A 26,988-nucleotide genomic window follows, 5' to 3' on the forward strand; every position below is an offset into this window, starting at 1 on the left:
TCAACCGAGGCCCAAGGAGATAACGCGAGGCACTGAAGATATTTGAAACATTTTCGGAGGTGCCGGGCACCAAGGGGCAAGGACCTTGGGACCGGTGAAGGAACTCCTACTCAATCAATTCTCCCCCTTACCGATCACCGGTCCCGTGGTCGACAAAGACGAGCTTGTTTTAGCCTTACAACGTGGCGAGCGAGATGCCGTGGCGCGCGCCTATGAGCTGTTTCACGAACGCGTTCGAACCTTTGCCCGGCGGCTTCTCCACGACGAAAGCGCCGCGGAGGACCTCGTTCACGAAGTGTTCGTCACGCTGCCTTCTGCCATTCGGTCGTTTCGAGGGGAGTCGGCTCTCCCTACCTTTCTCGTCGGCATTGCAGTGCGTCACGCACGTCATCACGTGCGCGCTGCGGCCCGCCGTCGCGCCGCCATGGAGCGTCTTTCGCTCGCCCCCCCACCGGACGGGGCGCCCGATGCCGAAGATCGGGCGTACGCCGAGCAGCTTGCGCGCGCATTATCGCGTGCGATGGATAAATTGCCCGATGATCAGCGTGCCGTCTTCGTACTCTGCGAGATGGACGAGCGCACCTCCGCGGAGGTCGCGATGATCGTGGGAGCTCCGGAGGGGACAGTGCGTACGCGCTTGTTTCACGCCAAGCGCAAGCTGCGCGACATTTTAGAACGGGAGGGGTTCCGATGAGCCTCCACGAGACCGGGCAAAAGCCAGAGGGAGGCGCGGACGACATCTTATCGATGGCGACGCGCGCCCTGAGAGACCAATGCGATCGGCGCGATTCCCATGGTGGTTCGCGCGTCAACCCCGCCGCCACACGCAGTCGCGTGATGATGTCGCTGCGCCAGCAAGAGCGGCGCCGCACGGCGGCCGTTTACATCCTTTTGCCCGCCGCCGCGGTGCTCGTGGCTTCGACGGCGTGGGCTGCGGCGAATGGCCGTCTGCCCACGGTGGTGAAGACCATCGGCGAGAAGCTCGGGTTCGTGCAGCCACCCGCCACGTCGATGCCCGCGCCGCAGACCGTGCCGGTGCAGCAGGTGTCCGGGCAAGCCACGGCCTCCGCGTCGGCGATGGCCGCGGCGCCCGCGGCCGAAGAGCCGCCTGCCGAGCCGCCGGCCGCGATGTCGGCGCCCGCGGCGAGTGCCAGACCGCACACGTCCGCGTCGGCCACGCCGCGCCCTTTCGACGAGCGGGGCGAGAAACTCTACGAGGCTGCGCACCGCGCCCACTTTTCGGATCGCAATTGGACGGCGGCCCTGGCCGCTTGGGACCGCTACCTCGCGGCATCGCCGCACGGGCGCTTCGTGCCAGAGGCCCGCTACAATCGCGCCATCGCGCTGCTGCGCCTCGATCGGCGCGACGAAGCGGTGCGCGAGCTGACGCCGTTCGCCGATGGCAAATACGGCGGGTACCGGCAGGAAGAGGCGCGCGGTCTCATCGAGGCCATGCAGAAGTAGCGTATCCTCGTACGGGCCATGGACGCCCTTACGCTGAAGCACCTGCACGCGCCGCCGCCGACGCTCTCGTTTCGTCTCGTGGTGGCGGAGGGGCCCGATGCGGGCAAGGTCTTTCGCATCGATCCGAACCAGCCATCGCGCACCTTGGTCGGCACCAGCCCGACGTGCGTGATCCGCCTCGCCGATCGGCACGTCTCCCGCCGTCACCTGGCGTTGGACGCCGCGGTGAACGAGCTGGTCATCCAGGATCTGCGCTCGAGCAACGGGACGCGCGTCAATGGCGCACGCATCACCGAGGGCGTTCTCACGGGCGGCGAGGTGATTCGCATCGGCAACACGGTTCTTCGCGTCGAGGCGGGTGAACAGGAGACGCCCGATGCGCTCGCCGAGCGGACGTCGTTCGGGCGGGCGCTCGGTGTCAGCTTCGAGATGCGCAAGGTCTTCGGCTTGGCCGAACGCCTCGCCCAGGCGAACGTACCCGTGGCCATCGAGGGCGAGACCGGGACGGGCAAGGAGTTGCTCGCCGAGTGCCTGCACGAGCAGAGCGCACGCGCCGCGGGGCCATTCGTGGTCTTCGACGGATCCATCGTCGGCGATCGCTTGGCCGACGTGATGCTCTTCGGCTGCGCGGCGAACGTGGTTCCCGGCGTGGCGGAGGCGCGCGCGGGGCTCTTCGAGCAGGCCCATGGCGGGACGCTCCTCATCGACGAGCCCGCGGAGCTCTCGCCCGAGGTTCAACGCAAGCTCGTACGCGCCGTGGAACGCGGCGCGGTGCAACGCATCGGCGCGGATGCGGCGCTCGCGGTCGACGTTCGCATCGTGACGACCTCGCGCGCGGATCTCGACAAGGCGGTGGACGATGGGCGGCTGCGCGAGGATCTTTTCTATCGCCTCGTGGTGGCGCGCATCGAGCTTCCGCCGCTGCGCAAACGCCGCGACGATGTAGGGTTTCTCGCGGAACATTTTTGGGCGGCCCTGGGCGAGGCGGGGGAGACCATTCCGCCCGAGCTCCTTTCGCGCTTCGAGGCGCACGCGTGGCCGGGCAACGTGCGTGAGCTGCAAAACGCGGTCGCACGGCATCTCGCCACGGGCGAGCTCGATCCGCGAAAGCGCCCCATCGAGACCGCGCCCGCCGCACCGGCGAGCCCCGAGCCCAACGTGCTCCTCGAGATCCTCGAGCAGGATCTGCCCATGGCCAAAGCCCGCCAGCAACTTCTCGCCGAGTTCGAACGGAGCTACGTCGCGCGCGTTCTGGCCAAACACGGCGGCAACGTCACGCGCGCCGCCGCCGCCTCGGGCATCGCCCACCGGTATTTCCAATCGCTCAAAGCGAAGTACACCGCGAAGTAGCCGGCTCTATGCGAAGGCGAGCGCGATCAAAAAGACGAGGACCGCGAGCGCCACGAGCACCGAGAAAATCGCCGCCGTGAGGTAAGCGACCCGCATCGACGCGTCGGCGGCGTTGCCATACAGGTGGTACGCGCCGCGGAGAAAGGCGCGGGCGCTCACGCCGGGCAGCTTCATGCCCTGACGGCCAAGGGCGATCGCGGAGGAGACGCCTTCCGTCAAGGCGACGATCAACGCGCCGAGCGGACCGAGGACGAGGTCCCACCCCGTGGCGTAGAGACCGAAGCGAAGCGCGCGCGTGCGATCGCCGCGGGCACCGCTGCGGCGTGCACCCACGTCGAGCGCGAGCCCGTGGGCCGCATGGGCCATGACGAGCATCGACGCCAGAATGGGAATGCCCACGACGAGCGCACGAACGGCCAGCGCACGCGAGGCGCTGTCCTGCACGAGCTCCCTGGCCCAGAGGGGCGACACCAGCGCCACCACCGGAAGCAGCGCGAAAATCATCGCGGACGCGGCGAGGATCTCGCTCGTCAGGGCGAAGCTCAGTGCGGGTGTGATCGGCCCGTCGGGAAGCGCTTCGAAGAACGAATCGGGATCGCGCGTGGTGGCGCGGGCTGTGGTCCAGAGGCGGCGGAAGAACGGAGCCTCACGCCGTTCCCAGGCCACGAAGGCGATGACGCCGGACAAGGTCTCGTCGAGCTCGCAACCAGGGCAGTCGACGGAGCCGCAGCGTGCGCACACAACGGTCGCCGGAACGTCGACCTGGTCGAGCAGGTCGTCCGAAGGCCGTGAATTCTGGCTGTTCGGTACGGGCAAGCCCATCGCCATGTGATCATGGCACGGCCTCCCCCGAGCTTCCACTTTCTCGAAGTCAGCGGCGGCGACGACGCAGGCAGCGGTCAATGGACATGCTGCCCAACCGATGTGCCTCGCGTGACCGGCATGTCGTCGAGTCGACCACCCAAACGAAACGCCGCCACCATCGCCGCAAACGACAGCACCAGCGTCGCCCAGAAGGGCCACTCGTACTCGAAGCGCACGGGGACGAGTCCGCCTTTCTGCGGAAACGCTAGAAAAATGCCGACGGTCAGTCCCGGGATGGCGGAAAGAAACGCCGCGACCACACGCGCCCCGCGCATCTTGGCAATGCTGCGCCGGCTCAGAATGGTTGGAACCAGAACCATCCAGGCCACGAAGGCCCCGAACTGCCAGCCGCGGATGCGCGCGAGGTCGAAGCCCGACAGGATGTACGCATCCGGCAGGGTGACGTGGATCCAAGGCAGAAAAAAGAGAACCATGCCGCAGAGCCCGAAGAGCGCAAGGATGCCCTTTTGGCGGCCCACGTATGTCCACGGCAACGCTTCGTGCTCGGGCATGGTCGGAACGCCGTCGTCGTCGCGCAGTGGCGGCGGAAGCTTCTCGAGCGGCCTGAGCTCCATGCCGCAAACTGGGCAGAGCGAAGCTTCCCCTCGTTCGAACATCTCGCGGCAGAACGGACAGGCGACGAGCGACACATCGGCAAGGATAGTCGAGACAACCCGTTCGTACCGTGGCAATGTCGGGCGGCATGAGGCCCGACAAACTCGACGACGCGGCAGTTGATGCTTGGCTCGGAAAACACGCTGGATGGCAGCGCGCGCAGACCGCGAAGGACGCAAAGAACGCCATCGTGAAGGAGTTCGGCTTCAAGGATTTCACGACCGCGCTCGGCTTCGTGGTACGCGTGGGGTGCATCGCCGAGCGGCGCGATCATCATCCGGATGTCGAGCTGGGCTGGGGGCGTGCGCGCGTTCTCTGGTCGACGCACGATGCGGGCGGCATCACGCGTCTCGATCTGGAGCTCGCCGAAGCGACGGACGGGCTGCTTCCTTGAAGCGCGACGTCGAAGAGCGAATACGCTGCCGCGCCGCCCTTCTCGTCCGCATCAAGTCGCTGGTCGGCGACATCGAGATTCCGCGATTCGACGAAGCGCTGACCCATCCGAGCTACGCCAATGAAGCGGGGGGCGCCCCCGATTACGAGCGCCTCGAGTTCCTGGGCGACGCCGTGTTGGGTCTCTGCGTGAGCGAACTGCTCGTGGCAAGCCATCCCGGCGCCGACGAGGGCACGCTCTCGCGCATGCGCAGCGCGTTGGTGAACGCGGATGCCCTCGCGCGCTGGGCGCGCGCGGAAGGCATCGGTCCGTCGTTGGCACTCGGCCGAGGCGCCGCCGCCGCCGGCGAGCAGTTCCGCACCAACGTGCTCGCCGACGCGGTGGAAGCCTTGGTGGCCGCCGTCTACACCGCCGGCGGCCTCGATGCCGCCCGCGGCTTGGTGCAAGAGGTGGTGCGCGAACCTCTGGCCACCGCGGCCGGTGCCCTGGGCGGACGCGATCCGAAGAGCGCACTCCAGGAATGGGTGCAGGCACAAGGAAACCTGCCGCCCGCCTACCGCGTGGTGGCCACCCACGGCCCCGCGCACGAGCGCGTCTTCCGCGTGGAGGTCGCCGTCGGCGAACAAGTCCTCGCCCACGGCGAAGGCCCTTCGAAGCGCCTCGCCGAACGCGCCGCCGCCGCCGCCGCATTGGAAAACCTCGGCGGCTCCGAATCGGTCCCCGTCACCGTTCCGGTCCCCGGCTACCAAGCCGGCCTGCGCGACACCGGCGGCGAGAAGGGCTGACAGCACTTCTCGCTGGAAGGGCTATACTCGTAGTACGCAAAGGTCGTCTCGTCATCGATGAACCGACCGAGCTACCCGAAGGCGAGATCGTTTATTTGCATCCTATCGAGGAAGTCGTACGCCGGCTCCTTCTCGGCGGGACGAAGAATCACATCCACTACGAGATCGATCGCGACCAGGACACCGTCATGATTCTGGCCGTTTGGGAGCGCCCAAAGGCAAAGGACCAGAGCTGTAATCGCTAAGGCCGTTTCCGCGGGACGACGGTTTCCTTGTCGGCGACGGGGAGGCCCGGGAGGAGGGACTCGTTGAGATCGTGGACGTCGCGGGTGCGGAGATCGGTGACGAGTTTGGAGACCGCCGTGTCGAGGCGTTGACGGAGGATCATGTCGCGGATGCGCGGCGTGAGCTCCTCCAGCGTGCGGCGGGTCGCCCCGACGGTGCCGCGGCGCCAGATGACCGCCCACGCGCCCGCTTCTTCCACGGGGGAGGGCACGAATTCGCCGTCTTTGACCGGCATCGCCGCCTTCACCAGGGCCGGCTCGACCCGTAGGCCCGCCTCGTTGGACACGCCCTCCGCGTTGACGAAGCCGAGATTGCCGCCGCGAAGGTACGTCGCCTTGTCGATGCTGTGCGACTCGGCCAGCGCTTGGAACTTCGCGAGCTGCCCGTCCTTCTTCGCCTCCTCGAGCACACTCAGCGCTTCCTCCCGCGTTTTGCAGAGGATTCGCCACAAATTGTAACTCTCCGGAGCCTCGAAGCGCGCGCGGTTCTCCTCGAAGTAGCGCTTGATCTCCTCCGCGGAAACCTCCGTCCCCACCTGCGCGCGCAGCGCACGCACCGTCGCCTGTGCCTGCGCGCGCGAAAGGCGCTCCGCCACGCCGCGGTCCATCTCCAGGTGCTTTGCCTCGGCGCCTTGGTCGAGCAAAAGCTCCGGCACGATCACGCGCTCGAGCACGCCCTTTTTGATCGCCTCGGGCGTCTCCCCGAAGGTGCGCAACTGGAACGCCGGAATCGTCGCCAGGCGCGCTTCGAGCTCCGCGGCGGTCACGGTGCGTGCGCCCACCTTCGCCACCACGGCATCGGGCTTCGGCGCATCCGGCTTCGTCGCGTGCGAAGGCGTCGCAACGAACAGGACCAATAAGACCGCGGAGACGAAACGAGAGCCCATCGAGGGCCCACTCTTAGCGCAATTCAGCGCGCTTTGCGGGCCCTTCGGCGCGGGGTTTCGTCGCTCAACACGCCGGCCTCGCGCAGCACGTCCTCGCCGATGCCCACGAAGCGGTACGCCTCCGGCCGAAAGCCGTAGGCCTTGTGCAGCCGCTCGACCACGTCCACCACGCCCTCGGGAAAGGCGGGGGGTTTGCGCATTTTGGAGACCTTGCGGATCGACGCCAGCGGCTCGCCGAGCTCGAGCAGCTCCTCGACGCGCTGGAGCACGTCGAGCGGCTTCAGCTCGCGGGCGCCCCGGGCGGTGCCGTTTTCCAGCTCGCGAAGCAGGCGCTGACGCCTCTTCTCCGTACGCCCATCGAGCTTTTGCGCCGAGAGACCGCGCCCGCCGAGAACATCGTTGAACATGCGCGCCGCGCGGCGCTTTTCGATGGCCTCGGGACTACCACGGCGATTCGGTGCGCGAGGTGGTGCAGAGGCCCGACCCCGCCCCGGTTTCGCCGCTGTCTTCTCTTTTGGCATCGCTAAAAAGTTAGCCCTCATCAATGAAACTTGTCAAACGGCATACCTGCTGCGCTCAATTCCTACTCCATGTGAGCGCAGCCATCGCGATGAGAGCGAGGATCCAAAAGAACCAGGTCCTTCGCCAGAAGTCCAACAGGTCCTGACCGAATGCCGTGACACCGCGCCGAACCAAGGTGCGTCTTCCGTGGATCCGGACGGCTTCGATGTCGATCTCCGCACGCTCCTCTTCGTCCTTCGGATCGCTCCCGCGGAGAAAGCCGATGTGATGCTCGAACTCGTGCTCGATGGTCTCCTCGAGCTCGTCCTCCCAGTCGAAATCGCCTTCGTCTTCCCAGACTGCGCGGAATGTTCGGTAAAATACGGAGATTTCGCCCTGCCGCGACGGGTTCATGTCATCGCCCGGGTGCGGTGGCACGTAGCTTCCGAGAAGCGGGTCGCCGCCGTCGTCGCAGGCGGGCGTTCCACCCTCCACGAGGAACGTGAGCTCGCGTTTGGCTTCATCGGGAACGATGTCCGCGTAGATCTCCTCGGCCTTCACGGCAAAATCGTCGAACGATACGAAGGCAGCTTCCTCGTTTGATCGCAACGAATTCGCGAGCTCGGGCGGTGCTTCGTCGACGGCGAATTCGCGTTCGTAGGGCGCATCCACATCGTTGCGAGCGCCGCAGTTCGAACAGCGGGCCATCGCGAAGAGACGCGGGGGATAATGCGACATTAAGAAGAAGCTCGTCAGCGCTTGAAATGCGTGGTCCGAGCACGTGCGCAGTTCGGCCGCGATCCGCTCGGGTGCGCGATCGTTGCCGAGGGCCTCGATGCCCATCGCGGTGACGACGGCCGCCGTGATGCGAAGACGCGATCGCGCCAAGGCCACGTGCAGCGGAGCGGCCTCTCCCAACGTGATGGGGCGGAAGACGACGGTGGACGGTTCGTACCTGTCCGCCGAAAGCGACGGGAGCGGATGCACCGTCCCAAAGGCGAGTGTGGTGTCGAGCTCGGCATCCGAGAGGGCGCGCTCCTCGAAGGGACCGAGGGCGAAGGTCTCGCAGGGCGTGACCCGCATGGGCTGCTCACAATTGACGCACTCGATCTCGATGGGCTCCTCGTGCAGCCAGCCGAGGCGGGCGGCGATGGCCCGAATGGCGTGAAAGTCCCCAAGCGCGAGCGTCTCCACGTCCACGGGGGCGTCTTTTTCGAGGATGGTGACGTCCCCCGAGGTGAAGAGTTTTCGGGCGCCATTGAACGGCAGGGCAGAACTTCGCGGGACGATCGTTCCGTCGTCTTTTGCACGGAGCGTCACCAAGCGGTGGCTCGGGAGCTCAACCCGGATCGACCGCGGGCTCACGTCAAGAATGCTGTCAGAACGCGGCCCACTTGTCAGTGTAACTCGTTCCCCAGGGCGGAAAGGAGGGCGGCCTGGGTGGTGGAAAGCCCTATCGACCGGGGAGACTCGCGCGAGCCTGGTGGCGTCGTGTATCTTGTGCGACGTATGGCGGAAGAGGTGACCGCAAGCGGCCCAGTGGTGCCCCTGCCCAAAGAGGGGGACGTGATCGCGGGGAAGTTCCGCGTCGAGCGGGTGCTCGCGGTCGGCGGCATGGGCGTGGTCTTCGCCGCGCAGCACATGATCATGGGCCAGCGCGTGGCCGTGAAAATGCTGCTTCCCGACGCCCTTTCCGTGCCTTCCGCGGTCGAGCGTTTCCACCGCGAGGCCCAGGCCGCCGCCAACATTCGCAACGAGCACGTCGTGCGCATCATGGATGTGGGCCACACGGACACGGGCGCCCCGTACATCGTGATGGAGTTCCTCGTCGGGTCCGACCTCGGCGAACTTATCGAGCGCCGAAAGAATATTCCAATCGAGGAGGCCGTCGATTACCTGCTGCAAGCGTGCGAGGCCATGGCCGACGCGCACCGCATCGGAATCGTCCACCGCGATCTGAAGCCCGGCAACGTGTTCCTCACGCGCCGCACGGACCACACGCCGCTCATCAAGGTGCTGGACTTCGGCATCTCGAAGATCGGCGAAGAGATCATGGGCCAGAAGCAGTGGCAGCTCACGCGCACCCACGTGATGATGGGGTCGCCGCTGTACATGTCCCCGGAGCAAATCCGGAACGCGAAGACGGTGGACCGCCGCTCGGACATTTGGTCCCTCGGGATCATTCTGTTCGAACTGCTCACCGGGCAGCTTCCCTTCGACGGTGAGACGGCGATTTCCATCTGCGCGCAAGTGGCGGCCGACCCACCGATTCCTCTGCGCCTTCTGCATCCGGAAATGCCGGAGGCCCTGGAAGACGTCATTCTGAAGTGCCTCGAGAAAGAGCCGGAGAACCGCTACGACGACGTGGCGGCGCTGGCCGAGGCCCTCGCGCCCTTTGGTTCGGAGGCCGCCCGCACCTCCGCGGCGCGCGTGCGCCGTACCTTGGCCGACGAGTCGCGCATGCCCACGCTGCACGCGGCGCGCATCAAGCCGGAGATCCGCAAACAGACGCCACGGCCCCTGACGAAGACGGACCCCTCCTGGCAGAAGAAAGCGGCCGCCGAAGCGGGCATCCCTCCCAAGCGAAGCGGCTTCGCGCGCGTGTTCGTGGGCCTCGCCTTCCTCGGTCTCTTGGGCACCGGCGGTTGGGTGATGCGCGACAAGCTGATGTCGGCAGCGAAGAGCAACGACCTTCTGCCGGATCCCGAGACCGTCAAGAGCGCCGCATCCACCGCCGCATCGACCTCCGAGCACGTGGTGAAAGAGGTGGAGAAGGCGATTGCGAATGCGATCCCCACGACGGGAGAATCCGTCAGCGCGGACGCGAGCACCACCACCAGCGGCGGCCGCGTCGAAAGCGTCCCCGCCGGAAGCGTTGCCACCGACGCGGGTGTCGATGCAGGTGATGCCGGCGAAGAAGAAGAGGAAGACGAGCCTGCCGTCGCCGGCCGCGATGGCGGGGCCTCCCCTGCCCGACCGGGCACCGCCGCAACGCACCGCCCAGGCACCCCGACGAAACCGGGCGTGAAGAAGAAGAAGCCGCCCGTGCGGCACAAATAGAAATCCGCCGCTCTTCTCGAGTTACGCACTTTTTCGAGCTACGTGCGCGAGTGCCCGAAAGCGGTCATTGCGAGGGGCAAAGCGCGCGCGATACCCTGGGTGATTTCATGGGCCACTCTATCGTCATTGGGCAAGCGCGGGCGACGCGTTTCGCGCCTTCGCTCGGGACGACGAACCATCGGTCGCACGCGGTCAAGTTGCGCGTCTCCCTCGAATCGGAGCTCACCATTCGCGAGCCCGGCGGATGGACCGTGCGGGCGCCGGTGCTTTTGAGCCCGAGCGATATGCCGTCGCTCGTGACCAGCCGGAGCCCGGTGGTCACCTTGGTGCTGGACCCCGAAGAAAACCGGGATGCCAGTCGCATCGCGCGGGCCATGGGACGCACGTCGGCGGTGGACCCCGCGGTGGCGCATCGGCTGCGCGAAGCGGTTCGATCGGCGCGGCATCACCTCGAGAGCAAAGAGCAGCTCGTCGGATTGGGGGACGAGCTGCATGCGATTGCGTTTCCGCGATCGTTGCAACCTGCACGCTTCGACCGGCGCGTCGAGCGCGCGCTCGACTATTTTCGCGCGAACCTCGGCGAGAGCGATGATGCGGCCACTGGCCTGCCCCTGAACATCACCGCCCAGCATTTTCGCGCTCTCTTCTTGCGCGACGTCGGCATCTCGCCGCGGGCGTGGCTCCTGTGGAACCGGTTGGTCCACTGCCTGCGCATCGCCGTGTCCGGCGTCTCGCTTTCCATGGCCGCGGCGCTCGCCGGATTTTCCGATCATGCCCACTTCTCGCGCACTTGCCGCCGCCTGATTGGCTACACGCCGAGCGATATCCTGCGCACGCATTAGACGTGCCGCGACGCTGCTTCGTTCGCCATCGAACGCATCGCGAATTGCCGCTTGCGCCTTCGACGGCACATCGGGAAACTTGAGGCAAGGGGGCGGGCCGCCGCCGCAGTTGCCATGGCGCCCATCAATCCAAAGTCCCGACCTGGGGTAGCCGGCCCTGCGCTGGCAGCAGGCATGTTCTTGCTGTTCGGCACCCCGCTGCGCTTGCTCTGGATCGACGCACCCGGCTCGTGGTGGCTGGTCTACGGCCTATGGCTGGCTGCGATCGCGGTCGCCTTCGCCCTGCGGCGGGAGTCCTGATGCTCAGCACGACCACACTCGTCGGACTGGCGGTCGGCTACCTGGGCCTCTTGTTCCTCGTCGCCGCGCTCGTGGATCGTGGCCACGGCCTCGCCTGGTCGCGCCATCCCATGGTTACCGCACTGGCCCTTGGCGTGTACGCCACCTCGTGGACCTTCTTCGGATCCGTGGGCTTCGCGGCCGTCGAGGGCTGGCGCTTCCTCGCCATCTATCTTGGCGCGACCGCGTCGTGCCTGCTCGTGCCGCTCGTCTGGGCGCCGCTCTGCCGCCTCGTCAAGGAGCGGCAGCTCGCCAGCCTGGCCGACCTGTTCGCCTACCGCTATCACAGCCACGCCGTCGGTGCGTTGGTGACCGTGTTCTTGCTCGCGGGCAGCCTGCCGTACCAGGCATTGCAACTAAAGGCCGCCGTCGAGGCGGTCTCCGTGCTGGGCGGTGAGGAAACCCGCGGGCCCATCGCGCTGGTCACGAGCGGCTTCCTCACCGTTTTCGGTGTGCTCTACGGCGCGCGTCACCTCTCGGTGCGCGATCGCCACGACGGCTTCGTGGCCGCGGTGGCGCTCGAGTCGATCATCAAATTGATCGGCCTCGCGGGGGTGGGCGGTTACGCGCTGTTCTTCGTACTGGGCGGGCCACATGGCCTGCGCATCTGGCTCACCGACCATCCCGAGGCCCTCGAGCAGCTGGCGCGCCCGGCGCGCGATCACTCCTGGCTCGCGCTCCTCTTGCTGAGCGCCAACGCGATCTTCATGCTGCCGCGGCAGTGGCAAATGGGCTTCACCGAGGGCAGCCCGGCGGGCCTGCGTGCGGCCTCGTGGGCGCTGCCGCTCTACCTGCTCCTGCTCAACCTCGCCGTGCCACTCGTGCTCTGGGCAGGCCGGGCGCTCCACCTCGGCGGGCAAGCCGACTATTTCGTTCTCGGGGTGACGCGCGCATCGGGATCCACGGCGCTGGCCGCGGTGGTGTTCCTCGGCGCGCTCTCGGCGGCGGGCGCGATGATCATGGTCACCACCGTGGCGCTCGCGGGCATGGTGCAGAACCACATCATCGTCCCCATCACCGGCGTGACCGAAATGGTCTATCGGCGCCTGCGATGGGTGCGGCGCTGCCTGGTCGCGGCCATCGTGCTCGCCGGCTACGGCGTGTACCTCTTGGTCCGCGACAACACCCGCCTCGTCGAAATCGGCTTGGTGTCCTTCGTGGCGGTGGCGCAGCTCATACCGGGCCTGGTCGGCGTGCTCATTTGGCCGCGGGCCACCGCGCGCGGACTGGTCCTGGGCCTGAGCGTGGGCATCGTCGCCTGGGTGGCCACGCCCATCGTGCCGCTGCTCGCGTCCTCCCGAGTGCTGCCGGCGAGTTGGAACTGGCTGGCGCGCCTGTCGCACGGCGGCGACCCGTGGGCCTTCACCACCGCGTTCACGCTCGGTGCCAACTCCATCGCGTTCGTGATCGGCAGCAGCCTGCGTCAGCCAACCGCCGCCGAACGAGAGGCGGCCGAGATCTGTCGGCGCCGCTCGAGCGTCGCATTGGCCGCACCCGTCGATGCCACCTCGCCCGCCCAGTTCGCGGCCCGTCTCGCGCCGGTGCTGGGCGTGTCGGTGGCGCGCTTCGAGGTCGATCACGCGCGCCGCGATCTGGGCCTGGAGGAAGGCGAGAACCGCGCCGATCGGCTGCGCCTCCTGCGCGATCGCGTCGAGCAAAACCTGTCCGGCCTCGTCGGCCCGGTGACGGCGCGCATGATCGTCGACGAGCGCCTGGCGCTCGAGGCAACCTTCCAGACCTTGCTCTCGGCGCAGTTGCGCTACGTGGAGGAGCGCCTGGCCGCGGCGCGCCTGGAAGGCCCGGCACATGCGCTCGAGGAGGCCCGCCGCTTTCTCCGCGACGTCCTGCAGGAGTTGCCCGTGGGCGTGTGCGTGCTCGGCCCGGCGGGGGATGTCGCCGTCTGGAACCAGGCGATGGCCGGCATGAGCGGGGTCGCGCCCGAGCACGCACTCGGCCAGCGCCTGCACGAGCTACCCGCGCCCTGGGGACCCATGCTGGGTGGCTTCGCCGAGGGTGGTCCCGCCAGCGCGGAACTGGAGAGCGAGGCCGGCGGACACGTGCGCCAGCTCGCACTGCGCCGCGCGGCCATCGCATCCAATGCTGCGGCCGCGAAGGACGGCGGGTTGGTGCTGGTGATCCAGGACCGCACCGAGCAGAAGGAGCTCCAGGCGCGCGTGGCCCATCAGGACCGACTGGCATCGATCGGCCGGCTCGCCGCGGGTGTGGCCCACGAGATCGGCAATCCGCTGACCGGCATTGCATCGCTGGCGCAGAACCTCGAGTGCGAGGCCAGCGAAGCGCATCTTCCCGACCATGCCGAGCGCCTCAAGCTCATCGTCGAGCAAACCCGGCGCATCGATCGGATCGTGCAGTCGCTGGTGGGCTTTGCGCGCGCGGGTGGTGCGGCAGGACGGCGCCAGGCGGCTGCGCCCACGGCGGTGCCCATTGCCGACGTGATCTCCGATGCGCTGACCTTGACCCGGTTGGGCCGTTCGGGGCGCGACATCCAGTTCGACGTCGACGTGCCCCGCGACCTGGTGGTGCCGCGCGATCGCCAGCGCCTCGAGCAAGTCATGGTCAACCTCCTCACCAACGCCTGCGACGCGTCTCCACCGCATGGGCGGGTTCGAGTCGATGCGGAGCGCGGCGACCAACGCGTGCGCCTGCGGGTCCGCGACCATGGCACCGGCATGTCTCCCGAGGTGCGCGGGCGCATCTTCGAACCATTCTTCACGACCAAGGAGCCCGGACACGGAACCGGCTTGGGCTTGACCCTGGTCTACAGCATCGTGATGGAACAAGGTGGTACCGTGGACGTGGCGAGCGCCCTGGGCGAGGGCACCACGGTCACGGTCGAGTTACCCGAAGGTCCGTAGGGAGGGCGCATGAGCAGGATCCTCGTGGTCGAAGACGAACCCATCATCCGCGGCGAAATCCACCGGCTGCTCGCGCGGCACGGTCACGACGTGAGCGAGGCCGGCTCGGTCGCGGAGGTCACCACCGAACGCGATCTCGACGCCTTCGATCTGGTCATCACCGATCTGCGTCTGCCCGGCGCGCCGGGGACAGACCTCATCGAGCGCGCGGGCGCGACGCCCGTTCTGGTCATGACCAGCTACGCGACGGTGAAGTCGGCGGTGGAGGCGATGAAGCTCGGCGCGGCGGACTACGTGGCCAAGCCCTTCGATCACGACGAGCTGCTCCTGCTGGTCGACCGCCTGCTCGCGCAGGGGCGCCTGCAACGGCAGGTCGCCGCCCTTCGCAGCGATGTGGAGCGCAGCTTCCCGGTCTCGGGGATGATCGGACGCAGCCCCGGCATGCAGGACGTGTTCGCGCGCATCACCAAGGTCGCCCCCACCGACGCGACGGTGCTCATTCGCGGCGAGTCGGGCACCGGCAAGGAGCTCGTCGCCCGCGCCATCCACGAGCAGAGCCCACGCCGCGACGCGCCCATCGTGGCGGTGAACTGCGCCGCCATCCCCGAGGGCCTCATCGAATCGGAGCTGTTCGGGCACGAGAAGGGCGCGTTCACCGGCGCCGCCGGCACCCACACCGGCCTGGTCGAGGCTGCCGCCGGCGGCACGCTGTTCCTGGACGAGATCGGGGAGCTGCCCGCGGCCGCACAAGCGCGCCTCCTGCGTGCACTGCAGGAGGGCGAGGTCCGTCGCGTCGGCGCGACCCGCACCCGACGCATCGACGTGCGCATCATCGCAGCCACCCACCGCGACTTGCCCCAGATGGTGCAGGCCGGCCAGTTCCGTCAGGATCTCTACTTCCGGCTGCGCGTGGTCGACATCCTCCTGCCGCCGCTGCGCGACCGCGGCGAGGACATCGACGATCTGGCCCAGCATCTGCTCGATCAGGCCATGCGGCGGCTCGGCAAGGCCGGGCTCTCGTTCACGGCCCCCGCGCTGAGCGCCATCCACGACTACCACTGGCCAGGCAACGTGCGCGAACTCGACAACGCGATCGAACGCGCGGTCATTCTCTGCGACACGGGCCGGATCACCCCTGAGCTGCTCGCGCTCGACGAGCCAGGCACCTTCGCCGACAGCGCAAGCCCAAGCGAAGACCCGATCCAGACGCCCGAGGAGAGTGCGATTCTCCCGAACGGTGGCGAGACCCTCGAGGATTACTTCCGTCGTTTCGTGGTCGAGCACCAGGACCGTATGTCCGAGACCGAGCTCGCGCGCCGTTTGGGCATCAGCCGCAAAGCACTTTGGGAACGACGCTCCCGCCTGGGCATCCCACGCTCGCGCCCGGCGTGACGGGAGGTGACATTCCCCGCGCGCAGTGTTTCGAGAAGTGACCCCTCCATTGTAAGTCCCAAGTAGTTTCGCCTAGTTAGCGCGAGCACGTGGCTTGCTCTTAGCCCTCGCATGCGCACGGGATTGACCTTCCACAACAAGAGGTCGCTCCAAACCGACTGCGACGTGGTGCGGTCCGGTCAGCGCCTGGTGCTGGACGAGCATTATGTGCTCGAGCAGCGTCTCGGGCGCGGAGGAATGGGCGACGTCTGGGCAGCGCACCGCGAACGCGATGGCCAGCCGGTGGCCATCAAGATCCTCCACCCTCACCTCTTGGATCTCGTGGGGCGTGTCGAGCGCGAGGCCGAAGTGCTGATGCGACTGCCCGAGGGCTGCGCGCCCTCCCTGTTCGCGTACGGGTGCAGCGAGAACGGCGAGATTTGTCTGGTAATGGAGCGGCTCTACGGCGAAGACCTGGCGCGGCGACTGACCCGCCCGCACGTGATGCCGGTCTGGGAGGCGCTGACGATCGTGACCGGGATCGCGCACGTGCTCGATCAGGCCCACGACATGGGCATCGTGCACCGCGATCTCAAGCCGTCGAACGTGTTCCTCTGCGAGAGCTCGCATAGCGTGTTCACCTTGCGGGTGCTCGATTTCGGCATCGCGCACCTGACCACGGCGTCGATGAACGAGCCGCTGACCCATGACGGGGAGTTCGTGGGCTCGCCCGGCTACCTCGCGCCCGAGCAGGTGCTCGACATGGATTGCGAGATCGGACCGCACACCGACGTGTTCGGGCTCGCCGCACTGGCCTACCGGCTCTTCACCGGCCATCCCGCGTTCCGCTGCCGTTCTTACGCGGAAGCCGCATTCCAGGCCGCCTACAGCCAGCCCGCGCGAGCGAGCGGCGTGCGCGAAGACCTGCCCGAGAGCCTCGACGAAGTGCTCGGCCAGGCGCTGTCCAAGTCGCCCTCCGAGCGGCCCGCGCGTGCGGGCGCCCTGGCAGCCGCTCTCGCCGACGCACTCGCCTCGACGGACGATGCGCCAACGTTGGTGCGCCCGACGACCCAGGCTGCGTTTCGCTGCACCGACGTGGCGCGCGACCGCGGGAGGGCCGCTTCTTAGGCGCGCGCGCTTTCCTAGCGGTTACGAGGTCGGAGGGGGGAGTTCGCTGATGGCGGGAGGGCCTGCGACGGGAAGCGCCAGACGGAATACGGCACCGCGGCCCGGGGTGCCGATGTACGAAAGCTCACCGTCGTGTTCGATGGCGATGCGCTGCGCGATGGCGAGGCCTAGGCCCGTGCCGTGCGGCTTCGTGGTCGCGTAGGGCTCGAAAAGGCGGGCGGCGATGTCGGGAGAAATACCGGGGCCGTTGTCCGCGACGGTGATGACCACGCGGGCGCGGCCGGTGCGGTTCGTCTCGACGGTCACCGTCACCCGCGGCGAGGGCGTCTCTTTCACGGCATCGAGCGCATTCTGCAGCAGATTCGTTGCAACCTGCACGATTTGATCGCGGTCGGCCATCACCAGCGGCGGCGTCCCGCGCACGCTGATGTCGATGGCCGTCGTCGGCGCATTCGCCTTTTGCAAGGTGATCACCTGTTTCACCAAGTCGACGAGATCGACCTCGGCAGGTCGCGGCGGCGGCAGCCGCGCGAAACGCGTGAACTCGGTGACGATGTTGGCGATGCGATGGACCTCGTCCAGTACCGTGCGCGTGGCCTCGTCGAAGTACTCGTCGAACGCCGGATCGTCGCGGGCCCGCAACCTGCGCAACGTTTCCACGGCCGCGCGGATCGGCGCGAGCGGATTCTTCACCTCGTGGGCCACGCGGCGTGCGACCTCACGCCACGCCGCCACCCGGCTCGTGGCCGCGAGGCGGCGGCGTGTCGTTTCCAGATCTTCGATCATGCGATCGAACGCCGCCGAGAGGTCCGCCATTTCACCGGAGCCGCGCACCGACAGAGGTTGCGCTTCACCGGAAGCCACCTTGCGCGCCTGCGCCGCCAGCTCCTCGATGGGCCGGCTCAAACCGCGCGCGAGCAGCACCGCCAAGAGCAACGCGCCCGTCGACGCGAGGACCACCGCGATGGCCACGGTGCGATCGATCTGACGCAGATGCTCGAAGAGCTCCGCGCGCGACTTGGCCACGGTGATCGAAATGGGCTTGCCGCCTCCGTCGTCCAGCACGCACGACGCGCGCGCCATGTCGGCGTGATTGCCCGAGATCAGCTTTTCCGCCGCCGCGCCCGAGGCGGCCGACACGTTGATGGTCTTGCCCAGCCGGTCGAGCAGCGGATCCATTTTTCGCATGCCGATGACCGTGGTCGTAACCTTGCGGCCTTTTCGTCGGCAGCGCGAGACGATGCCGTCCACCGCGGGGGATCCCTGCAAATAGTGCTCGGGCTTTTCCTTGGCGAGCGCGATGACTTCCGCCGTCGGGATGCCGGCAAGCGCGCTTGGAGCCACGCCCAACACGTCGCCCTTGTCGGTGACGAGCAACAGCGCGTCCAGGTCGAAGGCCGTGCGCTGGTTCGGGACCAGCTGGGCGAAGGCCAGCCGGCGATCCTCGAGGCCCTCGCGCTCCATGGCGACGAGCGTGCGATCGGCCAGCTCACCATCGCCACAGACGCCGCCGATCAACTTGCGGTCGTTGTCCGCCTGCCGTTTCACCTCGTCGCGAATGCGCTCGCACGCCGACGACACCTCGGCGTCGAAGTGCTGCGTTTCCTCGCTGCGCCGGCCTTCGCGCAGGGCCCAGCCGAGGCCCACGGTGGAGAGGGCGCCCACGAAGCCGAGGGCGATGCCGAGACGGGGTGCGATTCTCATCGACGACTCCGAGTAGAGAGGCCGAGGTCCCAACCGCGCGAGGCGGAAGGGGCCAGCCCGAGGTCGGCCACGCGCGAGCCGAAGATGCGGATCTCGCCCAAGATGCCCACGCGCATCGTGCGCGTGAGCGTGCGCGGGGACACGTTGCCGAGGCGCGGGGGGTGCCGCATGATCTCCACCGCGGAGGCGGGGCGGTCCGCCGTGGCGAGCCCCACCAACGCCCCGAGCGCGCCCGGCGCCACCGGTCGCGTCACATCGATGGCCAGCGCGAACGAGCGCTGCACGCGGCGGTTCGCGAGCTCCGTCGCCGACACGGGACGCACGTTGAGCTCGTGGCCCGGTCGCGACAAGGTCGCCGACACCGCGCGCGCGAGCTCGACCAACCAGGGAGAATCCTCCCGGACCAAGAGATCGCTCGGCGGGCCGCTCCAGCCCTCCTCGCGCTCCGCAGGCCACGCCGCACCAAGCCCGAGGTAGGAAAGCCGCGCATGCGGAATGCCGTCGGCGATGCGCTGCGGGAGGCCGGGCGAGTCCCAGGTTCCGCCATCGCGCCCCGAGCGCAGGATGGCCCAGGCCACCGGTCCCAGATCGAACGGACGCGCGCCGGGCCGCGGCTCGTGAAGCCCCGAACCGAGCCATCCCACGTCGTCGGCGCCCGACTCGAAGGCCCGCAGCGACGCCGACAGATCGGGCGCGGCACGCACCACGATTTCGTCGAGCAGCGCCGGACCGCGGGCCGAGCGCGGATTGCGCACGAGCACGAGCGCGTCGCCGCGTCGATCCGCACGGAAAGGCCCCGTGCCGTCGGGACGCTCCGGCGTGAACGACAGCGGCACGATGGGCACGATGGGCGAGGCCAGCACCTGCGTGAGCTTCACCGCGTCCTTCGTCGGGAAGCGCACCGTCACGTTGTCGACGCGCGTGGGCATCGGCGCATCGGCGAGCCACCCCGCCCCGCTGTTCGAGCGCGCGCGCCGCAGCGAGTTCACCACTTCGCGCGCGTCGATGGGCTTGCCGTACGCGGTCACGATTCCGGCGCGCACCCGCACGCGCAGACCGTCTTTGTCGGGCTCGGGATCGCCCTCGGCAAGCGCCGGGACGATGGCACCCGAATCATCGCGCGTATACAGCGTGTCGAACAGCGCATCGCCGAAAAGCGCCGCCGCCACGTCATCGAGCCGGTGCGGATCGAGCGCGCCAATCGGCCAAGGAACGCGCAGCACGAGCCGGCCCCCCACGGGCAGCCGCCCCCTTGCGTGCGCCCAGGAAGGAAACGCGAGCACCGCGGCGAGTACCGCACGGCGCGAGATCATCGGACGACCCACACCTCGGGACCGACGACGGCGACCAATGCGGGAACACCTCGCGCCTCGGGCGGGCAAATGGTCAGCGCCCGCACGCCACCCGGCGCGGGGATCTTCTTTCGCACGACCGGATCGCTCCCGTCCCCCGTCCAGCTCAGGACCTGGAGCACGTCGTCCGCCTCGACGCCCGAGGTCACGATCTCCGAGGCACCGTCGAGATCCAAATCGCCCACGGCGAGCTGCGCGCCGACGACATCGCCCGTGCGCACCTCCCCGCCATCGAGCCGCAGCCGCAGCTTCCCACCCGGCTCACGTGCGGCCACGACCACGTGGCTCGCGCCATCGCGCGAGGTGATCTCGCCCGCCGCGACCGCATCGAACCGAGCCACGGGGGCCGCGAGGCGCACCGGGCGCTCCTTGCCACCGAGCGCGCAACCGGTGACGTCGCCCTCGAACGCGCTGGCCTCCGGGTTCACCGTCGCGCACCCGTCCACGTCGCCGACCGCCAGCGGGATGCCCGGCAACGTCGCCCGCACGCCGAGCCCCGCATCGAGCGCCACCGCTTCGCGCTCCGTCGTGCCCACGAGCAACCGCGGAGCCCCAGTCCCGACGAGCCCCGCGCGAACGAAGGCCGCCCCGGCCAGCGGCTCACGCAGAGGAACCGGCAGGCGCCGGGCAAGCTGCGGCCACGACGCGGCCTTGCCCACGACGAAACGCCCGCCGCGCAACGTCCCCACGGCCACGCGCGTCTTCGACACGAGAACGAGCTCCATGCCTCCGTCGCCGTTGGCATCGCCGCACGCGACGGCGAGCACGTCGCCCTCTTCGTGCCGCGACTTGCGCACGCTCGCCTGCTCCAAGGAAATCGACGGGAAGAACGCGCGTACCTCTGCATCGATCGGCACGCTCGTGTACGTGTGGGCACGCGGCGGCGGCGCCGGGATGCGAATGCGATCCCACCCATTGGACATCACCGGATACAGATCCGCCGTCACGCGCAGCTCCCCGCGCGCGATCTCCACCGACAGAAAGAGCAGCGCCCCACCGCGCCCGGCCACCGCTCGCGCCCCCGAAAGGTGCAGCGCCCGCTCGTGCGCCCGCGTCGTGCCCCCGAGCTTGCCCGCGATCACCCCGGCGATGCGCACGCTCAGCTCGTCCATGCGCGCCGGCGTCGCTCCCGCCATATCGCTCACCGCGGGCGCCGCGATCACCACCGTGGCGGGCGGAATGGCCGTCAGCCCCTTCGCCACCTCCGTGGCCACGTTCTGCAGCGCGCTCGCGGCCTGCACATCGCGCGCAGCCAGCAAAAACAGCAGCAACGCGACGACCCGAACGAATCTCATTGAGTCTCCGACGCGCTCGGATCCGGACCTGGGACGCCGCCGTCGCCTCCGACGAGCACGTTCGCGGGGCCCGATTCGGTCGGCTCCGTGCCGGCGAGGAACACCTCGTCCATCGTGTTCGCGTCGTTGCCCTCGGTGGGAAGCTTGCCCGTCTGCTTGTCGATGCGCACCGACACCACGCCAGCGGGGCGCGGGAACTCGCTCGGCGGCTTGTTTTCGTGCGCCACCTTCATGAACGAGATCCACGCGGGAAGCGCCGTTTGCGCACCGCTCTCGCCGCCGCCCAGCGGCTTGCCATCGTCGTAGCCGACCCACACCACAGCCGCAATTTCCGTCGAGTAGCCGGCAAACCACGTGTCCTTCGACTGGTTGCTCGTTCCGGTCTTGCCCGCGAGCGGCCTTCGTAGCTCCTTCGCGCGCGCGCCGGTGCCGTGATCGATCACGCTGGTCATCATGTTCGTCGTCACGTACGCCTCGGCATCATCGAGCACGCGCCGCGGCGGTGCCTGCGGCTTCAGCGCGACCTCGCGCCCATCGGGCCCCGTGATCTTCGTGACCAAGCGCGGCTCCTCGTACATGCCACCCGCCGCGAACGTCGCGTACGCGCCACACAGCTCGATGGGCTCGACCTCGTAGCTGCCGAGGGCCAGCGACAGATCCGGCTTGAGCACCGATTGGATGCCCAGCGCATGCCCCCACTCCACCACATTGGCCGGCCCCACCTGCTCCAGCACCCGCACCGCGCCCACGTTCACCGAGTTGGCCAGCACCTCGCGCAGCCGCAGCGGATCGCTCGCCGTCCACCCTTCGTAATTCGACGGCTTGTAATTCCCGAACGCCGCCGGCGTCACGTCGATCAAGGTCGCCGGCGTGAAAATCCGCGAGTGCAGCGCGTACGAGTACACAATCGGCTTGAACGTCGACCCCGGCTGCCGCCGCGCCTGTGTAGCGCGATCCAGACCGCCGTTTTGCGCCTCGTAGTTCCCCACGATGGCCAACACGTTGCGCGTGCGCGTGTCGATGGCCACCAGCGCGCCCTCCGGCCCCGACTCGAGCCGCAGCGGCACCTTGGCCAGCGGCGTCGACGTCGTCGTGGTCGTGATGTTCGTGCGCGCTTCCTCCGGCACCGGCGCCAAAAGGCTCACGCGCAGAAGGCTCCCCACCGGTGCAAACACGCTCGCCGCAAGCCCTTGCGGGTTGTACCGCTCGTAGTCCGCGAGCTTCACCGCACCGGTGACGGTGCCCACCTTCACATCGATGGTGCCCTGCGCATCGTCCGCGCCCGTCGCCACACCGATGAGCACCTTGTGCTTCTCGAAGCTCGGCGTCCCCTCGAAGGGCGCGTCCTTTGCCGCCGGCTTGGCGGGCTTGCCCTTCGACGCCGTCGGCGCCACCGGCACCTTCAGCGCCCCCGTCAACCCGTGGCGCTTATCGTACGCGAGCAGCCCGTCCCGCAACGCCTTGCGGGCAGCCACCTGCAGCTTCGGGTCGATCGTCGTCTGGATGGTGTACCCACCGCGCCGCGCCCCCTCCGGATCCAGCTCGAGCAGCATCCGCCGCGCGCGTTCCACCACCTCGGGTGCCAGCTCGCTGTTGATCTCGACGCTCGGCGCAAGCCGCACGGGCTCGTTGTTGGCCTGCTCGTACTGCGGATCGTTCAAAAATTGCTTCTCGTGCATCTGCGTGAGCACGAAGGCCCGCCGGCTGAGGGCCCGCTTCATGTCCTTGCGCGGCGAAAACGACTCCGGCCCGGCGACCAGCCCGGCGAGCAGCGCCCCCTCGGCAATCGTGAGATCTTTCGCGTTCTTACCGAAGTTGTCGCGCGCGGCCTCCTGGATGCCGTAGCGACCGTGCCCGAAGTAGATGTGATTCAGGTAAAGCTCGAGAATCTCGTCCTTTTCCAGCTCCTGTTCGAGCTTTCGCGCCAAAAGCGCCTCGCGGATCTTGCGCTTGTACGAGCGCTCCGAGTCGAGGAGCAGGTTTTTCACCACCTGCTGCGTGATGGTCGAGCCCCCTTGGCGCTTCTTGCCGGACTTCACGTTCACCACGAACGCGCGCAAGATGCCGAAATAATTGAGACCTTCGTGCTCGTAGAAGCCCGCGTCCTCTGCAGCGAGAACCGCCAGCTTCACGTGGGCGGGCAGCGTCTTGATGGACACGACCGTGCGCCGCTCCGTGAAAAGCTCGGCGAGCAAGGTCCCATCGCGCGCGAGCACCCGGGTCACCTGCGGAGGTCGATAATTTCCCTTGAGGTCCGCAATCGAGGGAAGCTGTGCCTCGAAGTGCCTCACCGCGAAGATCAGCCCTACGATTCCCAGGATCGCGAGCGCCGCCACGGCGAGCCCAATCCGCTTGCCCCAGCGAAAAATCCCTTCCCACGCCGGTGACTTGAAAAACCGCGTCCGCCCTCCGGAAACGTGCCCGTGCCCCTGTCCCTGCCCGTCGTCGTGCCCGTCCCCGAGTCCGCTAGACGAGGGCATCGTTTTGCCTTCGAGCATCTGCCTGGCCGATGGTTTCACACTAGGACGGGAAACGCCGGAGGCCGTTTGCGCCATTCCGGACGCGCGATCTTCGCGTGCCGGCGGACGACCAGAATTATCAGAATTGTCGGAGGGGCCGTGAGGCGGCTTGGAGTTAGCCACGGGGAGGAGGTTATCATCCGCGCCATGAGGAGGTCTTCTTGGTGAGCGCCAGCGATCCGTTGGGGATGATCGGGCAGGTTCTGCACGGCCAATTCCGTGTCGATGACCTCGTCGAGGACGGAAAGCGGCATTTTCTCTACCGCGGCGTGCACCTGATGCTCGAAGTTCCCATCGCCATCAAGTGCATGAAGGCCCCGCCCGGTGGCTCGCACGACCAATTCATCCGGCGCTTTCGCCACGAGAGCCGCCTGCACTACAAGCTGTCCCAGGCCAGCCCGCACGTGGTTCGCGTGCTGGCGAGCGGGACCGCGATGGCCCCCGCGGGCGAGCAGCAGCTCACCCCGTTCATGGTGCTCGAGTGGCTCGAAGGCGAGTCGCTCGCGCAGGACATCGCCAACCGCCGCGCGCAGGGCCTGCCCGGCCGCACCTTGGCCGAGGCGATTCGCCTGCTCGATCCGCCGGTGGAGGCGCTCGCCTTTGCGCACACGCAAGGCATCGTGCACCGCGAGGTCACGCCGGAAACGCTCTTTTGCGCGCGCGTGGGCGGTGGCACGCACGTCAAGCTGCTCGATTTCGGCGTGGCAAAGATCCTCACCGAGCGAGCCCTCGATCTGGCGCCGCCCTCGCAGTCCATGGGCCTCGTCCCCATCGGGGCACCCGGCTATGCGGCGCCCGAGCAATACAGCTCCAGCATCGGCACCGTCGGGCCTTGGACCGACGTGTATGCCATCACGCTGGTCCTGCTCGAGATGATGTTGAACCGCCCCGTGATGGAGGAAGGGCCCATTCCGCTGGGCGTGCGCGTGCTCGATCCGAAGCACCGCCCGACGCCGCGCGCGCTGGGCCTCGAGGTGAGCGATCGGGTCGAGGCCGTGCTCGCGCAAGCCGTGGCCGCGCGCCCGGAGAATCGCCAGCAGGAGGCCGGCGAGCTTTGGGGCATGCTGAAAAATGCCCTGATGCGCGATCAGGACTCGCTGCAGCGTGTCTCGAAGCTGCCGGTCACCGAGGTGCCCCGGCTCACCGATCCGTTGCTCACCGAGACCGGCCCCGAGATGCCCACCGCCGCCCTGCTCTTGTTGAACGAGCGCGAGCGCATCACCCTGGCCGAGGATCAGCGCGACACGCTGTCGGGGCGCGATTCCATCACCGTGCGGCGCCTCGAGGAGCAGGCGCTCCGCATGGCCCGAGCCGCGGCCGATGCCGCCCCGGAGACGCCGCGCGAGCCGCCGACCATGGTCGTGCACGAGGAGGAGCTCTCCTACGACGACCTCGGTGCGAAAACGGTGGAGCGCTCCGCCTTGCCGCGCGCCATCGTGGATGCCCAGGTCACGAGCGGCATGCGCGAGGCCCTCGCGCAGCCGCCCACGCCGCGCTTCAACGACGATCTTCCGCCGCCATCCATGGAAGAGCGCACCGTGGTGATGCAGGCCGACGAGCTGATGACCATCGCCAATGCGCCGCAACCTGTCCTGCCCCCGCCGCCCATGCCGCCTGCCGCGCCCGGCGTCTTGCCGGACTTCCGCCAGCCGATGGATTCCGCCGAGCCGGTCGCGCGTGAGGGTGAGCTCTTCGTGGGCGCCGACACGCTGGACGCGAAGACGATGGACGTGGCGGCCGCCGACATCACGGCAAAGAATCCCGATACGACCACGGTGTCTCCGGTCAAGGCGCCCGCCGCCCCACCGAGGCCGCCGCCCGTCGTCCCCAACATGGGGGCGACCTGGCCGATGACGCAACCTCAGGGAGCCGTCCCCGCAGGTCCCGGCACCCCGGCTCCCTTTCCGTTTCCCCCCACCGCACCGATGACCGGACAGGCCCCCGCCGTCGGGCAAATGATGGCGCCCGGCCAGCAATACATGCCGATGCCGCAACCAGGCGCGCAAGCCGGTCAACTTGGTCAGCCTGGTCAGCCTGGCCAAGCGGCGCCGAAGAAAGAAGCCGTCAGCGTCGCCGTCGTCGCCGTGCTTCTCGTATTGGGCCTCGTGGTCGCGGTGGGCGCCGCATTGTACGTCGCCCATCAATTGGGGTGGATCTGATGGGGGTGCCGCAGCGTCTTTCGCGCATCCGGCACTTCGTCGCCCTCTGCTTTGCGCTGGCCATCTTCTTCGGAGTCGGCCCGCACGTCACCGCCGCCGAACCGCCGCTCAAAGTCTACATCAAGCCCATCGTCCCTTTCACCTTCGAGGAGAACGGGCGCGCGGTGGGCTTCAGCATCGACCTCTGGGAGCGCGTCGCCAAGGAGACCGGCGTCACCTACGAGTACACCTGGGTCAAAAGCGTCGCCGACCAAATCGAAGCCCTCAAGAACAAGCAAGGCGACGTGGCCGTGGCGGCCATCAGCATCACCGCCGAACGCGAAGCGGCCATCGACTTCAGCCAGCCCTTCTACGAATCGGGGCTCGGCATCCTCGTGGGAACGCAGCGCCAAAGCTCCGCCACCGCGCTGGTAAAGAGCGTCTTCACCCTGGACTTTCTCAAGCTGCTCGGCGGCTTGGTGGTCCTTCTCATCATCACCGCGCACCTGCTCTGGTTCTTCGAGCGAAAGCGCAACCCGGATCAATTCCCCCAGGCCTACCTCGCGGGCGTCTGGGAGTCCGCATGGTGGGCCATCTCCACCATCCTGAGCGGTGGCTGCGACGCCAAGGGCCCCATCGTCTTGGGCGGCCGCATCGTCGGCGCATTCTGGATGCTCGCCAGCATCGTGCTCGTGGCCTACTTCACCGCGTCCATCACCACCGTGATGACCGTGAATCAACTGACCAGCGACATCAACGGCCCCGGCGATCTCCCCGGCCAAGTCGTGGGCACCGTCCGAGGCACCACCGGCGACAAATACCTCACCGCGCACCGCGCCAACGTCCGCACCTTCAACACCGTCGAGGAAGCCTATTTCGCCCTCGAGAAAAAGCAGATCAAAGCCGTCGTCTACGACGCCCCCGTGCTCCTCTACCACGTGAAGCAGACGAAAAACGACCAACTCAAGGTCGTCGGCCGCATCTTCGAAAAGCAAAATTACGGCATCGCCCTGCAACAAAACAGCAAATACCGTAAGCCCATCAACGAGGCGCTGCTCAAGCTCCGCGAGTCCGGCTACATGGACGAACTAACCACCCGCTGGTTCGGCCCCACCGATTGAGCAATTAGAAGAAGGAGAGGCTGCCCCACCCGGCAGCGCTCTCCAGTGCTCTCATTGGGCCCATTTCGCGCTGCTGCCCGCCCCAAAGCGGGTGCTCAT

The 26,988-nt window shown here is 67.9% G+C and carries 22 protein-coding genes; 13 read left to right on the plus strand and 9 right to left on the minus strand.

Going from position 1 to position 26,988, the window contains the following annotated elements; genetic code table 11:
* Nucleotides 1–199: 199 nt before the first annotated feature.
* From LZC95_43865 to LZC95_43875, 3 genes are read left to right on the plus strand one after another with little or no spacing between them, the layout of a single operon-like run.
* Nucleotides 200–694, plus strand: coding sequence for an RNA polymerase sigma factor (locus tag LZC95_43865; GenBank protein ID WXA93380.1), 495 nt, complete (start codon nucleotides 200–202; stop codon nucleotides 692–694).
* On the plus strand, nucleotides 691–1,464 hold the full coding sequence (locus LZC95_43870) for a hypothetical protein (GenBank protein ID WXA93381.1): 774 nt from the start codon (nucleotides 691–693) through the stop codon (nucleotides 1,462–1,464). The genes LZC95_43865 and LZC95_43870 overlap by 4 nt, the downstream gene beginning before the upstream one ends.
* An 18-nt stretch (nucleotides 1,465–1,482) precedes the next feature.
* A complete protein-coding gene (locus LZC95_43875) occupies nucleotides 1,483–2,814 on the plus strand; it encodes a sigma 54-interacting transcriptional regulator (GenBank protein ID WXA93382.1) in 1,332 nt (443 codons plus the stop codon).
* A gap of 6 nt (nucleotides 2,815–2,820) precedes the next feature.
* Here the strand turns inward: LZC95_43875 and LZC95_43880 are convergent, their stop codons facing one another.
* Nucleotides 2,821–3,636 carry a hypothetical protein gene (locus tag LZC95_43880; protein WXA93383.1) on the minus strand — a complete coding sequence of 272 codons (816 nt, stop codon included), beginning with the start codon at nucleotides 3,634–3,636 and terminating at the stop codon, nucleotides 2,821–2,823.
* A 77-nt stretch (nucleotides 3,637–3,713) separates the two neighbouring features.
* Entirely contained in the window at nucleotides 3,714–4,253 is a 540-nt protein-coding gene (locus LZC95_43885) for a hypothetical protein (protein WXA93384.1), read from the minus strand.
* Between the two features lie 128 nt (nucleotides 4,254–4,381).
* Between LZC95_43885 and LZC95_43890 the strand changes: the two genes are divergently transcribed.
* Complete coding sequence (locus LZC95_43890) at nucleotides 4,382–4,687, plus strand: 4a-hydroxytetrahydrobiopterin dehydratase (GenBank protein WXA93385.1); 306 nt, start codon at nucleotides 4,382–4,384, stop codon at nucleotides 4,685–4,687.
* Nucleotides 4,684–5,472, plus strand: coding sequence for a ribonuclease III (gene rnc / locus LZC95_43895; GenBank protein ID WXA93386.1), 789 nt, complete (start codon nucleotides 4,684–4,686; stop codon nucleotides 5,470–5,472). Before LZC95_43890 ends, rnc begins: the two co-directional genes overlap by 4 nt.
* Before the next feature lie 241 nt (nucleotides 5,473–5,713).
* On the opposite strand, the gene LZC95_43900 is transcribed toward rnc, so the two are convergent.
* From LZC95_43900 to LZC95_43910, 3 genes are read right to left on the minus strand one after another with little or no spacing between them, the layout of a single operon-like run.
* Nucleotides 5,714–6,643: a peptidyl-prolyl cis-trans isomerase gene (locus LZC95_43900; GenBank protein ID WXA93387.1), complete on the minus strand. Its 930-nt coding sequence runs from the start codon at nucleotides 6,641–6,643 to the stop codon at nucleotides 5,714–5,716.
* A gap of 23 nt (nucleotides 6,644–6,666) precedes the next feature.
* Nucleotides 6,667–7,164 (minus strand): hypothetical protein, encoded by a 498-nt coding sequence (locus LZC95_43905; protein WXA93388.1) that lies wholly within the window; start codon nucleotides 7,162–7,164, stop codon nucleotides 6,667–6,669.
* Nucleotides 7,165–7,219: 55 nt separating this feature from the next.
* The gene (locus LZC95_43910) at nucleotides 7,220–8,464 is read right to left on the minus strand and encodes a hypothetical protein (GenBank protein WXA93389.1); all 1,245 of its coding nucleotides are present in this window, start codon (nucleotides 8,462–8,464) and stop codon (nucleotides 7,220–7,222) included.
* Nucleotides 8,465–8,653: 189 nt separating this feature from the next.
* On the opposite strand from LZC95_43910, the gene LZC95_43915 reads away from it, so the two are divergent.
* The 6 genes from LZC95_43915 to LZC95_43940 all read left to right on the plus strand — a co-directional run bounded on the left by LZC95_43915 (nucleotide 8,654) and on the right by LZC95_43940 (nucleotide 16,760).
* Complete coding sequence (locus LZC95_43915) at nucleotides 8,654–10,204, plus strand: serine/threonine protein kinase (protein ID WXB00268.1); 1,551 nt, start codon at nucleotides 8,654–8,656, stop codon at nucleotides 10,202–10,204.
* A gap of 107 nt (nucleotides 10,205–10,311) precedes the next feature.
* Nucleotides 10,312–11,046, plus strand: a complete 735-nt coding sequence (locus LZC95_43920) for a helix-turn-helix domain-containing protein (GenBank protein WXA93390.1) — start codon at nucleotides 10,312–10,314, stop codon at nucleotides 11,044–11,046.
* Between the two features lie 51 nt (nucleotides 11,047–11,097).
* A complete protein-coding gene (locus LZC95_43925; GenBank protein ID WXA93391.1) occupies nucleotides 11,098–11,346 on the plus strand; it encodes a hypothetical protein in 249 nt (82 codons plus the stop codon).
* Nucleotides 11,346–14,261, plus strand: a complete 2,916-nt coding sequence (locus LZC95_43930) for an ATP-binding protein (protein ID WXA93392.1) — start codon at nucleotides 11,346–11,348, stop codon at nucleotides 14,259–14,261. Before LZC95_43925 ends, LZC95_43930 begins: the two co-directional genes overlap by 1 nt.
* A gap of 9 nt (nucleotides 14,262–14,270) precedes the next feature.
* Complete coding sequence (locus LZC95_43935; protein WXA93393.1) at nucleotides 14,271–15,653, plus strand: sigma-54 dependent transcriptional regulator; 1,383 nt, start codon at nucleotides 14,271–14,273, stop codon at nucleotides 15,651–15,653.
* A 111-nt stretch (nucleotides 15,654–15,764) separates the two neighbouring features.
* A complete protein-coding gene (locus LZC95_43940) occupies nucleotides 15,765–16,760 on the plus strand; it encodes a serine/threonine protein kinase (GenBank protein ID WXA93394.1) in 996 nt (331 codons plus the stop codon).
* A 21-nt stretch (nucleotides 16,761–16,781) separates the two neighbouring features.
* On the opposite strand, the gene LZC95_43945 is transcribed toward LZC95_43940, so the two are convergent.
* The 4 genes from LZC95_43945 to LZC95_43960 are packed head-to-tail and all read right to left on the minus strand — an operon-like array spanning nucleotide 16,782 to nucleotide 23,591.
* A complete protein-coding gene (locus LZC95_43945; GenBank protein ID WXA93395.1) occupies nucleotides 16,782–18,464 on the minus strand; it encodes an ATP-binding protein in 1,683 nt (560 codons plus the stop codon).
* Nucleotides 18,461–19,777 carry an ABC transporter substrate-binding protein gene (locus LZC95_43950; GenBank protein ID WXA93396.1) on the minus strand — a complete coding sequence of 439 codons (1,317 nt, stop codon included), beginning with the start codon at nucleotides 19,775–19,777 and terminating at the stop codon, nucleotides 18,461–18,463. Before LZC95_43950 ends, LZC95_43945 begins: the two co-directional genes overlap by 4 nt.
* Complete coding sequence (locus LZC95_43955) at nucleotides 19,774–21,111, minus strand: hypothetical protein (protein WXA93397.1); 1,338 nt, start codon at nucleotides 21,109–21,111, stop codon at nucleotides 19,774–19,776. Before LZC95_43955 ends, LZC95_43950 begins: the two co-directional genes overlap by 4 nt.
* Nucleotides 21,108–23,591 carry a PBP1A family penicillin-binding protein gene (locus LZC95_43960; protein WXA93398.1) on the minus strand — a complete coding sequence of 828 codons (2,484 nt, stop codon included), beginning with the start codon at nucleotides 23,589–23,591 and terminating at the stop codon, nucleotides 21,108–21,110. The genes LZC95_43955 and LZC95_43960 overlap by 4 nt, the downstream gene beginning before the upstream one ends.
* Nucleotides 23,592–23,794: 203 nt before the next feature.
* Here LZC95_43960 and LZC95_43965 point away from each other — a divergent pair, with 203 nt between their 5' ends.
* On the plus strand, nucleotides 23,795–25,789 hold the full coding sequence (locus LZC95_43965) for a serine/threonine protein kinase (protein ID WXA93399.1): 1,995 nt from the start codon (nucleotides 23,795–23,797) through the stop codon (nucleotides 25,787–25,789).
* On the plus strand, nucleotides 25,789–26,889 hold the full coding sequence (locus LZC95_43970; GenBank protein ID WXA93400.1) for a transporter substrate-binding domain-containing protein: 1,101 nt from the start codon (nucleotides 25,789–25,791) through the stop codon (nucleotides 26,887–26,889). Before LZC95_43965 ends, LZC95_43970 begins: the two co-directional genes overlap by 1 nt.
* Nucleotides 26,890–26,988: the final 99 nt, after the last annotated feature.

The organism is Sorangiineae bacterium MSr12523 (genome assembly GCA_037157775.1).
Lineage (GTDB): Bacteria > Myxococcota_A > Polyangia > Polyangiales > Polyangiaceae > Pendulispora > Pendulispora brunnea.